Raw genomic sequence first — 12829 nt, 5'->3', positions numbered from 1 at the left:
CGCGGCGCCGGCGGCGCCCCGGGGGGGCGGCCCGGCGCCCCCCCCCCCCCGCCCCCCCCCCCCCCCCCCCCCCCCCCCCCCCCCCCCCCCCCGCGACGAGGTCGTCCGCGCCGGGGACTCAGGCCGACGCCGGTGGGTACAGCGAGCGCGGCAGCCGGGAGGCCGCCGCCGCGTCCAGGAGCCACAGGGTGCGCGAGCGGCCGTACGCCCCCGCCGCCGGAGCCTGGATCTCGCCCGCGCCGGACAGCGCGATCGCCACGGCCTGCGCCTTGTCCTCGCCCGCCGCCAGCAGCCACACCTCCCGGGCCGACCGGATCGCCGGCAGGGTCAGGGTGATCCGGGTCGGCGGCGGCTTCGGCGCGCCGTGCACGCCCACCACCGTCCGCTCGGTCTCCCGCACCGCCGGCAGCTCCGGGAAGAGCGAGGCCACGTGCGTGTCGGGGCCGACGCCCAGCATCAGGACGTCGAAGGTCGGCGCGGCGCCGTGGTTCTCGGGCCCGGCGGCCCGGGCCAGCTCCGCCGCGTACGCCTCCGCAGCCGCCTCCACGTCGGCGCCGTACGGACCGTCCGACGCGGGCATGGCGTGCACGCGCTTCGGGTCCAGCGGGACCGAGTCGAGCAGCGCCTCGCGGGCCTGGGTGACATTGCGTTCCGGGTCGTCCTCCGGCAGGAAGCGCTCGTCGCCCCACCACAGGTCGAGCCGGCCCCAGTCGACCGCGTCCCGCGCGGGTGCGGCGGCGAGCGCGGCGAGCAGGCCGTTGCCGTTGCGGCCGCCGGTGAGCACGACCGAGGCGCAGCCGCGCGACGCCTGAGCGTCCACGACCTTGGTGATCAGACGGGCCGCCGCGGCCTGGGCCATCAGATCCTTGTCGCGGTGCACCACCAGCTGAGGCGTGCTCACTGTGCGGCCGCCCTCTCCTCGGGCGCGGGCTCCCGCGCCGGTGCCTGGGCCCCCGCCGCGGTGGGACCCTCGGCCGCCGCGGGGGTGCGCGCGTCGGCCGCGGCCGCGGGGGGCGTCTCGGCCGGCACCGCCTCCCCGGTCGCCGCGGCAGGTTCCGCGCCCGTGCGCAGCCGCTCCACGCCGTACCGCAGCGCCGACGCGTACGTGTCGTCCGGGTCGAGCCGGCGCAGCTCCTCCGCCATCAGCTCGGCGGTGTCGCGGCGCTTGAGCGCCACCGCCCGGTCGGGCTGCCCCTGGATGGAGAGCGTGGCGAGCGACCCGTCGGCCCGGTCCAGGACGATCGGGCCGCAGCTGGTGCCCAGCCGGACGGCGGTGAGGCCGGGGCCGGCGGAGAGGGCACGCCTGACGGGGACGTGCAGCCGGTCCGCGAGCCACATCGCCAGCAGCTCACAGCTCGGATTGAACTCCTCGCCCTCCACCTCGACCTCCTCGACCTGGCAGATGACCTGGTCGAGCGCCGCGGCCAGCATCGAGCGCCAGGGCGTGATGCGGGTCCACGACAGGTCCGTGTCGCCCGGCGTGTAGGCGTCGGCGCGGGCGCTGAGCTCCCGCACCGGCGACTCGGCGGCGTAGGTGTCGGTGACCCGGCGCTGCGCGAGGGCCCCGAGCGGGTCGTTGGCCGGATCGAGCGGCGCGTTCACCGGCCACCAGGCGACCACCGGGGCGTCCGGCAGCAGCAGCGGCAGCACCACCGACTGGGCGTGGTCCACGACCTCGCCGTACAGCCGCAGCACCACCGTCTCGCCGGTGCCCGCGTCCGCGCCCAGCCGCACCTCGGCGTCCAGCCGCGAGGACGTGCGGTCGCGCGGGGAGCGCGAGACGCGCTTGATGACCACCAGGGTGCGCGAGGGGTGCTCGCGCGAGGCGTCGTTGGCGGCCTTCAGGGCGTCGTAGGCGTTCTCCTCGTCGGTGACGATGACGAGGGTGAGCACCATGCCGACGGCGGGCGTGCCGATGGCACGGCGTCCCTGGACCAGCGCCTTGTTGATCTTGCTGGCCGTGGTGTCCGTGAGGTCGATCTTCATGGCCGGCGCCAGCTCCGTCCGTCTCGTCCGAGCATCTCGTCCGCCTCGACGGGCCCCCAGGTCCCGGCCGGGTACCGGGCGGGCCTGCCGTGCGTGTCCCAGTACTCCTCGATCGGGTCGAGGATCTTCCAGGACAGCTCGACCTCCTCCGTGCGCGGGAAGAGGTTCGCGTCGCCCAGCAGCACGTCCAGGATCAGGCGCTCGTACGCCTCCGGGCTCGACTCCGTGAAGGACTCGCCGTAGGCGAAGTCCATGGACACGTCCCGGATCTCCATGGAGGTGCCCGGCACCTTGGAGCCGAAGCGGACGGTGACGCCCTCGTCGGGCTGGACGCGGATGACGACCGCGTTCTGGCCCAGCTCCTCGGTGGCGGTGGTGTCGAAGGGGGAGTGCGGGGCGCGCTGGAAGACGACCGCGATCTCCGTCACCCGCCGGCCGAGCCGCTTGCCGGTGCGCAGGTAGAACGGCACGCCCGCCCAGCGGCGGTTGTCGATCCCGAGTCTGATCGCGGCGTAGGTGTCGGTCTTCGACGCGGGGTCGATGCCCTCCTCCTGGAGGTAGCCGACCGCCTTCTCGCCGCCCTGCCAGCCGGCCGTGTACTGCGCGAACACGGTGTCCCGCCCGAGGTCCCTGGGCAGCCGGACGGCCCCGAGCACCTTGGTCTTCTCGGCGGCGAGGGCGTCCGCGTCGAAGGAGGCGGGCTCCTCCATGGCGGTGAGGGCGAGCAGCTGAAGGAGGTGGTTCTGGATGACGTCACGGGCGGCGCCGATGCCGTCGTAGTAGCCGGCGCGGCCGCCGATGCCGATGTCCTCGGCCATGGTGATCTGCACATGGTCGACGAACGAGCGGTTCCAGATCGGCTCGAACATCGTGTTCGCGAAGCGGAGCGCCAGGATGTTCTGGACGGTCTCCTTGCCGAGGTAGTGGTCGATGCGGAAGACCTGGTCGGGAGCGAAGACCTCGTGCACGATCGCGTTGAGCTCCTCGGCCGACTTCAGGTCGTGGCCGAACGGCTTCTCGATGACCGCGCGCCGCCAGGACCCGCCGGTCTGGTCGGCCAGGCCGTGCTTCTTGAGCTGCTGGATGACCACCGGGAAGGACCTGGGCGGCACGGAGAGGTAGAAGGCGAAGTTGCCTCCGGTGCCCTGTGCCTTGTCCAGCTCCTCGATGGTGGCGCGCAGCCGCTCGAACGCGTCGTCGTCGTCGAAGGTGCCCTGGACGAAGCGCATGCCCTGGATGAGCTGCTGCCAGACCTCCTCGCGGAACGGCGTGCGGGCGTGCTGCTTGACGGCGTCGTGGACCTCCTGGGCGAAGTCCTCGTCCTGCCACTCGCGCCGGGCGAAGCCGACGAGCGAGAAGCCCGGGGGCAGCAGACCGCGGTTGGCCAGGTCGTACACGGCAGGCATCAGCTTTTTACGCGACAAATCGCCCGTGACGCCGAAGATGACCAGGCCCGACGGCCCCGCGATGCGCGGGAGCCGCCGGTCCGCGGCGTCACGAAGCGGATTCGCTTCGTGTGCGGAAGTCAAGATGTCAGCCCTCCGAGGGGGCGAGGCGCTCGAGTACCGCCTCGGTCGACTTGAGCAGGTCGTTCCAGGACGCCTCGAACTTCTCGACGCCCTCGGCCTCCAGGAGCCGGACCACCTCGTCGTACGAGATCCCGAGCTTCTCGACGGCGTCCAGGTCGGCGCGCGCCTGCCCGTAGGTGCCGGTGATGGTGTCGCCGGTGATCTCGCCGTGGTCCTCGGTGGCCGCCAGGGTGGCTTCCGGCATGGTGTTCACCGTGTTCGGCGCCACCAGGTCGTCCACGTACAGGGTGTCCTTGTACGCCTTGTCCTTGACGCCGGTGGAGGCCCACAGCGGACGCTGCCTGTTGGCCTGAGCCCTCTCCAGGGCGAGCCAGCGGTCGCTGCCGAACACCTCCTCGTACGCCTGGTAGGCGAGCCGCGCGTTGGCGACGGCCGCCCTGCCGCGCAGCACCTCGGCCTCCGGCGTGCCCAGTGCGTCGATGCGCTTGTCGATCTCGGTGTCCACCCGGGACACGAAGAACGACGCCACCGAGTGGATCGCGGACAGATCCAGGCCGCGCTCCCGCGCCTTCTCCAAGCCGGTCATGTACGCGTCCATGACCTCGCGGTAGCGCTCCAGCGAGAAGATCAGGGTGACGTTGACGCTGATGCCGTTGGCGATCGTCTCGGTGATCGCCGGGAGGCCGGCCTTCGTGGCCGGGATCTTGATGAGGGTGTTCGGGCGGTCGACCAGCCAGGCCAGCTGCCTGGCCTCGGCGACGGTGGCCCGGGTGTTGTGTGCCAGACGCGGGTCGACCTCGATCGACACCCGGCCGTCCTGGCCCTGGGTGGCGTCGAACACCGGTCGCAGGATGTCCGCGGCGTCCCGGACGTCCGCCGTCGTGATCATGCGGACCGCCTCTTCGACGGTGACCTTGCGGGCGGCCAGGTCGGCGAGCTGCTGCTCGTAGCCTCCCCCACTCTCGGCTTCGCTCGAGCGGGGGGACCCCCATCCCGCCGAGATCGCCTTCTGGAAGATCGTCGGGTTGGTGGTGACGCCCACGACGTGCTGCTGGTCGATCAGCTCGGCGAGGTTCCCGGACGTGATCCGCTTGCGCGAAAGGTCGTCCAGCCAGATCGCGACGCCCGCTTCGGAGAGGCGCTTCAGTGCGTCTGTCATGGAAAATGCATCTCCTACGTCTCGTGTATCAGCGTCAGCGCTGGGCCGCGGCGATGGATTCCCGGGCGGCGGCCGCGACGTTCTCGGCGGTGAAACCGAACTCGCGGAAGAGGACCTTGCCGTCCGCCGAGGCCCCGAAGTGCTCCAGGGACACGATGCGGCCGGCGTCCCCGACGTACTTGTGCCAGGTGAGACCGATCCCGGCCTCCACCGCGACCCGCGCCTTCACCGACGGCGGCAGGACGCTGTCCCGGTACCCCTGGTCCTGCTCCTCGAACCACTCCACGGACGGCATCGACACGACCCGTGTCGCCACCCCCTCGGCCTGGAGCCGCTCGCGCGCCTCGACCGCGATGTGCACCTCGGAACCGGTGGCGATCAGGATCACCTGCGGCTCGGCGCCCTGTCCGTCGGCCCCCTCGGCCTCGACCATCACATAACCGCCGCGCACGGTGTCCTCGTTGGGCTCGTACGTCGGCACGCCCTGACGGGTCAGCGCGAGACCGTGCGGAGCGCCCTTGCCCCACTCCTTGGTGTGCCGCTTGAGGATCTCGCGCCAGGCGATGGCGGTCTCGTTGGCGTCGGCGGGGCGGACGATGTTCAGGCCGGGGACGGCGCGCAGCGAGGCGAGGTGTTCGACGGGCTGGTGGGTGGGGCCGTCCTCGCCCAGGCCGATGGAGTCGTGGGTCCACACGTACGTCACCGGCAGGTGCATCAGTGCGGACAGGCGGACGGCGTTGCGCATGTAGTCGGAGAACACCAGGAACGTGCCGCCGAAGACGCGGGTGTTGCCGTGCAGGGCGATGCCGTTCATCTCGGCGGCCATGGCGTGCTCGCGGATGCCGAAGTGGAGGGTGCGGCCGTAGGGGTCGGCCTCCGGCAGCGGGTTGTCCGCGGGCAGGAAGGAGCTGGTCTTGTCGATGGTGGTGTTGTTCGAGCCGGCCAGGTCCGCGGAGCCGCCCCACAGCTCGGGGACGACCGCCCCCAGCGCCTGCAGCACCTTGCCCGACGCGGCACGCGTGGCGACGCTCTTGCCCACCTCGAAGACCGGGAGCTTCTCCTCCCAGCCGGTGGGCAGCTCGCCCTTGCCGATGCGGTCGAACTCGGCGGCGCGCTCCGGATGGCTGCTCCGCCACTCCTGGAGCGACTTCTCCCACTCGGCCCTGACCTGACGGCCGCGCTCCAGCGCCTTGCGGGTGTGGCCGATGACCTCGTCGGAGACCTCGAACGTCTTGTCCGGGTCGAAGCCGAGGACGCGCTTGGTGGCCGCGACCTCCTCCTCGCCCAGGGCCGAGCCGTGCGCGGCCTCGGTGTTCTGCGCGTTCGGGGCGGGCCAGGCGATGATCGAGCGCATCGCGATGAACGACGGACGGTCCGTGACCCTCTTGGCCTGCTGGATCGCGTCGTACAGGGCGTGCGGGTCCAGGTCGCCGTCCGGCTTCGGCGCCACGCGCTGCACATGCCAGCCGTACGCCTCGTACCGCAGAGCCGTGTCCTCGGAGACCGCGGTCTCCGTGTCGCCCTCGATCGAGATGTGGTTGTCGTCCCACAGCAGGATCAGGTTGCCGAGCTTCTGGTGACCGGCGAGCGAGGACGCCTCGGCGGAGATGCCCTCCTGCAGGCAGCCGTCACCGGCGATGCAGTAGACGAAGTGGTCGAAGGGGGACTCGCCCTGCGGGGCCTCCGGGTCGAACAGACCGCGCTCGTAGCGGGCGGCCATGGCCATGCCCACCGCGTTGGCGACGCCCTGGCCCAGCGGGCCGGTCGTCGTCTCCACGCCCGCCGTGTGGCCGTACTCCGGGTGACCCGGCGTCTTGGAGCCCCAGGTCCTGAAGGCCTTCAGGTCGTCGAGCTCCAGGCCGAAGCCGGCCAGGTAGAGCTGTGTGTAGAGAGTCAGGGACGAGTGGCCCGCGGACAGCACGAAGCGGTCACGGCCCACCCAGTCGGCGTCGGCCGGGTCGTGGCGCATCACCTTCTGGAAGAGGGTGTAGGCGGCCGGAGCCAGGCTCATCGCCGTACCCGGATGGCCGTTGCCGACCTTCTGTACGGCATCGGCGGCCAGGACGCGGGCGGTGTCGACGGCCCGCTGGTCCACCTCGGTCCACTCGAGGTCTGTGGTGGTCGGCTTGGTGCTCACCCTGGGTCAGGGCTCCTCTCCACATGTCGTCTGCCGGTGCACTGGGCGCCCACCGGCCGTTGACGAGCCTACCCTTGTAGGTACGTGCGTTTTTTCGAGTCACGCCGGACTGCCGGGAGCCGTCGGATCCGCTTCCCGACCGGCCTGATCGCCGTTCGCCACCTGAATACGCAGCCGGTCGTCCGACTGCTCAACCGAGCGCCCCACGTCTCTGCGCGCACGCCCCCATGGGTGGCGCGCCACCGGGTGACGCCGTACGCGCCCACGCGCCGCCCTCGGGAGCCGTGACCGTGCGTCGCGCCCTGGGGCCGACACTCCGCCCCTCCGCGGACCGGTGGACCGCACCCCCGCCGACGAGGGCCGCCAACACGACCGACCCCCAGGAGGGGCGGGCTGGGGGCAACGTCTAGAGTTGCCTGGGTACGCGCGAGCCTTTACCCCGAGTCCACAGACGGGGGGCTCGCTGGGATGTCTCTGTCAGGGGTGTACGTGACGGCCGTCGAATCCCGTCCGCCGGGAGTGCTCGCGACGAGCAGCAGCCGGGGCCAGCGGCCGTTTGGGGCCCGGGCCAAGGCGTTCGTTGCGCTGACCAAGCCGCGGATCATCGAACTGCTGCTGATCACCACCGTCCCGGTGATGTTCCTCGCCCAGCAGGGCGTGCCGAGCCTCCGGCTGGTGCTGCTCACCTGTCTCGGCGGCTACCTCTCCGCGGGCGGCGCCAACGCGCTGAACATGTACATCGACCGCGACATCGACGCCGTCATGGAGCGCACCTCGCAGCGTCCGCTGGTCACCGGAATGGTCAGCCCCGGCGAGTGCCTCGTCTTCGGCATCTCGCTGGCGGTCGTCTCGACGCTGCTGTTCGGTCTCACCGTCAACTGGCTGTCCGCCTGGCTGTCGCTCGGGGCGTTCCTCTTCTACGTCGTCGTCTACACGATGATGCTCAAACGGCGTACGGCGCAGAACATCGTGTGGGGCGGCATCGCCGGCTGCATGCCGGTCCTCATCGGCTGGTCCGCCGTGACGAACTCCCTGTCGTGGGCGCCGGTCGTCCTCTTCCTCGTCATCTTCTTCTGGACGCCGCCGCACTACTGGCCGCTGTCCATGAAGGTCAAGGACGACTACGCGCGCGCGGGTGTGCCGATGCTGCCCGTCGTCGCCTCGAACAAGGTGGTGGCCCGCCAGATCGTCCTCTACAGCTGGGTCATGGTCGCGGTCTCGCTGCTGCTCACCCCGCTCGGCTACACGGGCTGGTTCTACACGGCGGTCGCGCTGGCGGTCGGCGGCTGGTGGCTGTGGGAGGCGCACGCGCTGCAGCACCGGGCGAGGTCCGGGGTGACGGGCGCGAAGCTGAAGGAGATGCGGCTGTTCCACTGGAGCATCACCTATGTCTCGCTGCTGTTCGTCGCGGTGGCGGTGGACCCCTTCCTGCGCTGAGCCGCTTCCTGCGCTGAGCCGCTTCCTGCGCTGAGCCGTGGAGCGTGGTCAAGGCCACGCACCCCGCCCGTCGCCGTGGCGTCTACCCGTCGGTAGCATCCTGACCATGGCAGACACCAAGCAGGTTGACGAGGGCACGGACGCCCAGCAGGGCGCGGGGGCCGAGCGCAGGGCCGCCAAGCTCGCCAAGGAGATCAACGCCTTCGCAGCGGCGCACGGCGGCGCCGAGGGCCAGGTGGCGTACATCGGCCAGCGGGGCGCCCGGATCGTGCTCGTCGGCGCGGACGGCGGCTGGGGCGACCTCGTCGCACCGACGTACGCCGTCGCCGAGAAGGCGGTGCAGAAGGCGGGCATCACCGTCCACGAGGCGTTCGACGGTGAGTTCGCGGCCAAGGTGACGACCGGCCCGTACGAGTGGACGCGCATGGCGGGGATCCAGGTCGGCGGCCGCCGGGGCGCCTGAGCCGGACGGCCGCCGGGCGCCTGAGCCCGCGGTGGGGCGGGGGCGGTCCCGCCCCGCCCGGCGGGCACCGTGCGACCGGAGCAACACCTCACGCCCGGTTCACCCGTTAGGACTGAGGAGACACGGTCCAGTCGCGGGGAGTCCGGATGATCGAAACGCCGTCCCTGGTGGACCAGTACTGCCACGGCGTGCTGCGCACCGAGCTGGGACTCGGCACCTTCGAGGCCCACCTTGCCCGTACCGAGGGTCCGCCGGCCGCCGGCACCACCCTCTTCGACACCCAGACGGGTTTCGCCGTGCGCCGCTGGTGCCCGCCGCTGCTCGGTCTGGAGCCGCACTGCCCGCCCGCCCGCTATCTCGCCCGGCGCCGCGAACTCGGCGTCCTGGAGGCCGGGCGCAGGCTCCTGCGCGGCAGCGGCATCACCACGTACCTCGTCGACACCGGGCTGCCCGGCGACCTCACCGGACCCCGGGAGATGGCCTCGGCCGGGGATGCCGAGGCCCACGAGGTCGTCCGTCTGGAGCTGCTCGCCGAACAGGTGGCCGACACCTCCGGGACGGTGGAGTCGTTCCTCGCCAACCTCGCCGAGTCGGTGCACGGAGCGGCGGCGCACGCGGTGGCGTTCACCTCGCTCGCCGGCGTGCGGCACGGTCTGGCCCTCGCGCCGGAGCCGCCGGGACCGGGGGAGGTGCGGGGCGCGGCCGGCCGCTGGCTCGCGGACCGCCCGGTGGGAGGCCCGCTGTCGGACCCGGTGCTGCTGCGCCACCTGCTGTGGAGTGCGGTGGCCTCGGGGCGGCCCATCCAGCTCCACGCCGGGCTCGGCGAGCCGGGTCTGCGCATCGACCGCACCGACCCGGTCCTGCTCACCGACTTCGTGCGCGCCACGGCCGGGCTCGGCACCGACCTGGTCCTGCTGCACGGTTATCCGTACCACCGGCACGCCGCGCATCTGGCCGGGGTGTTCCCGCACGTGTACGCGGACCTCGGCGCGGCGCTCGCCCGGACGGGGGCCCGGGCCGCGGCCGTCGTCGCCGAGATCCTGGAGCTGGCCCCCTTCGGCAAGGTCCTCTTCTCCAGCGGCGCCCACGGCCTGCCCGAGCTCCATGTGATCGGCGCCCGCCTCTTCCGCGAGGCGCTCTCGCGGGTGACGGGGTCCTGGGTCGCGGAGGGTTCCTGGTCCCTGGAGGACGCGCAGCGCGTGGCGGGCATGATCGCCGCGGGGAACGCGCGGCGGGTGTACGGGCTGGACTGACCGTCCCCGGGCGCGGCTTCGGGCGAGCCGCTGCCCGTCAGCAAGCCGTACGGTGCCGCGGGGCGGACCTCACGCGGCGGAGAGGACCGACTCCGCCGCGGGGCCCGGGCCGTCCGGAGTGCCCGGTGTCGCCTCGGGGCGCTCGCGCAGCGACAGCAGCACCCGGACCACCCAGATCCACATGAGACCGGTGCCCAACATGTGGAGGCCGACCAGGACCTCGGGCAGGTGCGTGAAGTACTGGACGTAGCCGATGACGCCCTGGCCCAGGAGGATCACGAACAGCTCGCGGGTGCGGTGCAGCGGGCCGGGGGGCGCGTCGACCGCCTTGAGCACGAACCACAGGGCGAAGGTCAGCGTCACCACGATCCAGGCGAGCACGGCGTGCAGTTTGGCGACGGTCTCCCAGTCGACCGGCATGCGCTCGACCTTGCTGGAGTCGCCTGCGTGCGGGCCCGCGCCGGTGACCACGGTGCCGACGACGAGCAGCAGCGTCGAGGCGACGACCAGGAACCACACCAGTTGCTGCACGGCCTTGCCGACCAGCGGACGCGGTGCCCCGTCGCCCTCCTGCGTGCGCTGCCACATGAGGGTGGCGACCGCGATGAGCGCGGAGGTGAGCAGGAAGTGAGCGGCGACGGTGTACGGGTTGAGGCCGACGAGGACCACGATGCCGCCGAGGACCGCGTTGCCCATGACGAGCCAGAACTGCGCCCAGCCGAGCCGGGTGAGGCTGCGCCGCGACGGTTTCTGCGATCGCGCGGCGACGATCGCCCAGCCGATCGCGGCGCACACCGCGTACGTCAGCAGGCGGTTGCCGAACTCGATGACACCGTGCACGCCCCTGGCGCTGGTCGTGGCCAGGGAGTCCTCCGTGCACCGCGGCCAGGTCGTACAGCCGAGCCCGGAGCCGGTGAGGCGGACGGCGCCGCCGGTGACGACGATGACCACCGCCATGACAAGCGCGGCGAGTGCCGCCCGCCGGACCGTCCGGGGCTGCGGGGTCCAGCGTGCGGCGATGAAGGCGAGTGGGGTGCGCACGGCCGCCGGGGCGCCGTCGCGGGTCTCGTTTGACACGCCTCTCATGGTAGGGGGCCGCTTGTGCGCGGTTTCACGAGGGGGTCGGATCGAGGGAAATGTCTCACTCCCAGCGGAAGAACTTCCCGGCCGCGGCCAGCCCCACGACGGCCCACACCGCGAGGATGCCCAGATCTCCCCAGGGCGTCCCGGCCCCGTGCTGCAGGACGTCCCGCAGGCCGTCGGAGAGCGCGGAGATCGGCAGCAGGCCGAGGAGGTGCTGGGCTCCGGAGGGGAACCTGTCCAGCGGGACGATCACGCCGCCGCCCACGAGCAGCAGCAGGAAGACCAGGTTGCCAGCCGCCAGCGTGGCCTCCGCCTTCAGGGTGCCCGCCATCAGCAGCCCCAGCCCGGAGAAGGCCGCCGTGCCCAGGATCAGCAGCAGGAGGACGGAGAACGGGTCGCCGTGCGGCGACCAGCCCAGCGCGAAGGCGATCACCGTCAGCAGGACCACCTGGAAGACCTCGGTCACGAGGACGGAGACCGTCTTGGCGGCCATCAGGCCCCAGCGGGGGAGCGGAGAGGAGGCGAGCCGCTTCAGCACTCCGTACCGGCGCTCGAAGCCGGTCGCGATGGCCTGGCCGGTGAACGCGGTCGACATCACCGCGAGCGCGAGGACACCCGGGGTGAGGAAGTCGACGGCCTCGCCGGCCCCGGTGTCGACGATGTCGACGGAACTGAAGAGGACCAGCAGCAGGGTCGGGATGACGACCGTGAGCAGCAACTGCTCGCCGTTGCGGAGCAGCATCTTCGTCTCGAGCGCGGCCTGTGCGGCGATCATGCGCGGGAGCGGCGCGGCACCTGGCTTCGGCGTGTACGTACCGGTGGTGGTCACGAACGCAGCTCCTTGCCCGTGAGTTCCAGGAACACGTCTTCGAGGGTGTGCCGTTCGACGGAGATCCGGTCCGGCATCACCCCGTGCTGGGCGCACCAGGAGGTGACCGTCGCCAGCAGTTGCGGGTCGACCTTGCCGGCGACTCGGTACGCGCCCGGCGTCAGCTCCCCCGCGGTGCAGTCCGCCGGGAGCGCCTTCAGCAGGGACGCCACGTCCAGGCCCGGCCGGCCCGTGAAACGCAGCGTGTTCTCGGCGCCGCCGCGGCACAGCTCCTCGGGGGAGCCCTGCGCGATGACCCGGCCCGCGTCGATGATCGCCACGTCGTCGGCGAGCTGCTCGGCCTCGTCCATGTAGTGGGTGGTCAGGATCACGGACACGCCGTCGTCGCGCAGGTCGCGCACCAGGTCCCAGGTGGCCCTGCGGGCCTGGGGGTCGAGACCGGCGGTCGGTTCGTCCAGGAAGACCAGCTCCGGGCGGCCGACGACCGCCATGGCGAGCGCGAGCCGCTGCTGCTGCCCGCCCGACAGCCGCCGGTACGGGGTGCGCCCGCAGCTGCCCAGCCCCATCCGCTCGACGAGCGCGTCCACGTCGAGCGGGTCGGCGTGCAGCTTGGCGATGTGGCGCAGCATCTCCTCGGCGCGGGCGCCGGAGTAGACGCCGCCGGACTGGAGCATGACGCCGATCCGGGGGCGCAGCGCGGAGGCCTCCCGTACGGGGTCGAGGCCCAGGACGCGAACCGTGCCGGCGTCGGGCTTCCGGTATCCCTCGCAGGTCTCGACCGTGGTGGTCTTGCCCGCGCCGTTGGGCCCGAGCACGGCTGTGACACCCGTGGCGGCCACCAGGTCGAGGCCGTCCACCGCGGTCTTCGTGCCGTACCGCTTCACCAGGGCCTGCACCTGGACGACCGGCTCACTTCGCATGGGTCCAGAGTCTAGGTACGCCGACGGGGTGCC

Annotated in this window: 11 protein-coding genes; 3 read left to right on the top strand and 8 right to left on the bottom strand. The window is 72.2% G+C overall.

The window, feature by feature from the left end; all coding sequences use genetic code 11:
- Window positions 1-118 precede the first annotated feature (118 nt).
- The 5 genes from pgl to tkt are packed head-to-tail and all read right to left on the bottom strand — an operon-like array spanning window position 119 to window position 6811.
- Window positions 119-901 carry a 6-phosphogluconolactonase gene (gene pgl, locus ACFYMU_RS12300; RefSeq protein ID WP_388371835.1) on the bottom strand — a complete coding sequence of 261 codons (783 nt, stop codon included), beginning with the start codon at window positions 899-901 and terminating at the stop codon, window positions 119-121.
- Window positions 898-1986 carry a glucose-6-phosphate dehydrogenase assembly protein OpcA gene (gene opcA, locus ACFYMU_RS12295; protein WP_388371833.1) on the bottom strand — a complete coding sequence of 363 codons (1089 nt, stop codon included), beginning with the start codon at window positions 1984-1986 and terminating at the stop codon, window positions 898-900. Before opcA ends, pgl begins: the two co-directional genes overlap by 4 nt.
- The gene (zwf, locus tag ACFYMU_RS12290) at window positions 1983-3515 is read right to left on the bottom strand and encodes a glucose-6-phosphate dehydrogenase (RefSeq protein ID WP_388371831.1); all 1533 of its coding nucleotides are present in this window, start codon (window positions 3513-3515) and stop codon (window positions 1983-1985) included. The genes opcA and zwf overlap by 4 nt, the downstream gene beginning before the upstream one ends.
- Window positions 3516-3519: 4 nt before the next feature.
- On the bottom strand, window positions 3520-4674 hold the full coding sequence (gene tal / locus ACFYMU_RS12285; RefSeq protein ID WP_388371829.1) for a transaldolase: 1155 nt from the start codon (window positions 4672-4674) through the stop codon (window positions 3520-3522).
- Between the two features lie 34 nt (window positions 4675-4708).
- Window positions 4709-6811: a transketolase gene (gene tkt / locus ACFYMU_RS12280; protein WP_388371828.1), complete on the bottom strand. Its 2103-nt coding sequence runs from the start codon at window positions 6809-6811 to the stop codon at window positions 4709-4711.
- Window positions 6812-7294: 483 nt separating this feature from the next.
- Between tkt and ACFYMU_RS12275 the strand changes: the two genes are divergently transcribed.
- The 3 genes from ACFYMU_RS12275 to ACFYMU_RS12265 all read left to right on the top strand — a co-directional run bounded on the left by ACFYMU_RS12275 (window position 7295) and on the right by ACFYMU_RS12265 (window position 9964).
- Window positions 7295-8248: a heme o synthase gene (locus ACFYMU_RS12275; RefSeq protein WP_388372231.1), complete on the top strand. Its 954-nt coding sequence runs from the start codon at window positions 7295-7297 to the stop codon at window positions 8246-8248.
- A gap of 106 nt (window positions 8249-8354) precedes the next feature.
- Window positions 8355-8711 carry a hypothetical protein gene (locus ACFYMU_RS12270; RefSeq protein ID WP_388371826.1) on the top strand — a complete coding sequence of 119 codons (357 nt, stop codon included), beginning with the start codon at window positions 8355-8357 and terminating at the stop codon, window positions 8709-8711.
- Window positions 8712-8857: 146 nt separating this feature from the next.
- A complete protein-coding gene (locus ACFYMU_RS12265; RefSeq protein WP_388371825.1) occupies window positions 8858-9964 on the top strand; it encodes an amidohydrolase family protein in 1107 nt (368 codons plus the stop codon).
- A 69-nt stretch (window positions 9965-10033) separates the two neighbouring features.
- Here ACFYMU_RS12265 and ACFYMU_RS12260 read toward each other — a convergent pair whose 3' ends face one another.
- From ACFYMU_RS12260 to ACFYMU_RS12250, 3 genes are read right to left on the bottom strand one after another with little or no spacing between them, the layout of a single operon-like run.
- On the bottom strand, window positions 10034-11050 hold the full coding sequence (locus tag ACFYMU_RS12260; RefSeq protein ID WP_388371823.1) for a heme A synthase: 1017 nt from the start codon (window positions 11048-11050) through the stop codon (window positions 10034-10036).
- Between the two features lie 55 nt (window positions 11051-11105).
- Window positions 11106-11822 carry an ABC transporter permease gene (locus ACFYMU_RS12255; protein ID WP_388372229.1) on the bottom strand — a complete coding sequence of 239 codons (717 nt, stop codon included), beginning with the start codon at window positions 11820-11822 and terminating at the stop codon, window positions 11106-11108.
- A gap of 50 nt (window positions 11823-11872) precedes the next feature.
- Window positions 11873-12796 carry an ABC transporter ATP-binding protein gene (locus ACFYMU_RS12250; RefSeq protein WP_388371822.1) on the bottom strand — a complete coding sequence of 308 codons (924 nt, stop codon included), beginning with the start codon at window positions 12794-12796 and terminating at the stop codon, window positions 11873-11875.
- Window positions 12797-12829: the final 33 nt, after the last annotated feature.

The organism is Streptomyces sp. NPDC007264, from assembly GCF_042869095.1.
GTDB lineage: Bacteria > Actinomycetota > Actinomycetes > Streptomycetales > Streptomycetaceae > Streptomyces.
The sequence above is the reverse complement of the archived record's forward strand: the minus strand, read 5'-3'. Positions and strand labels throughout refer to the sequence as shown.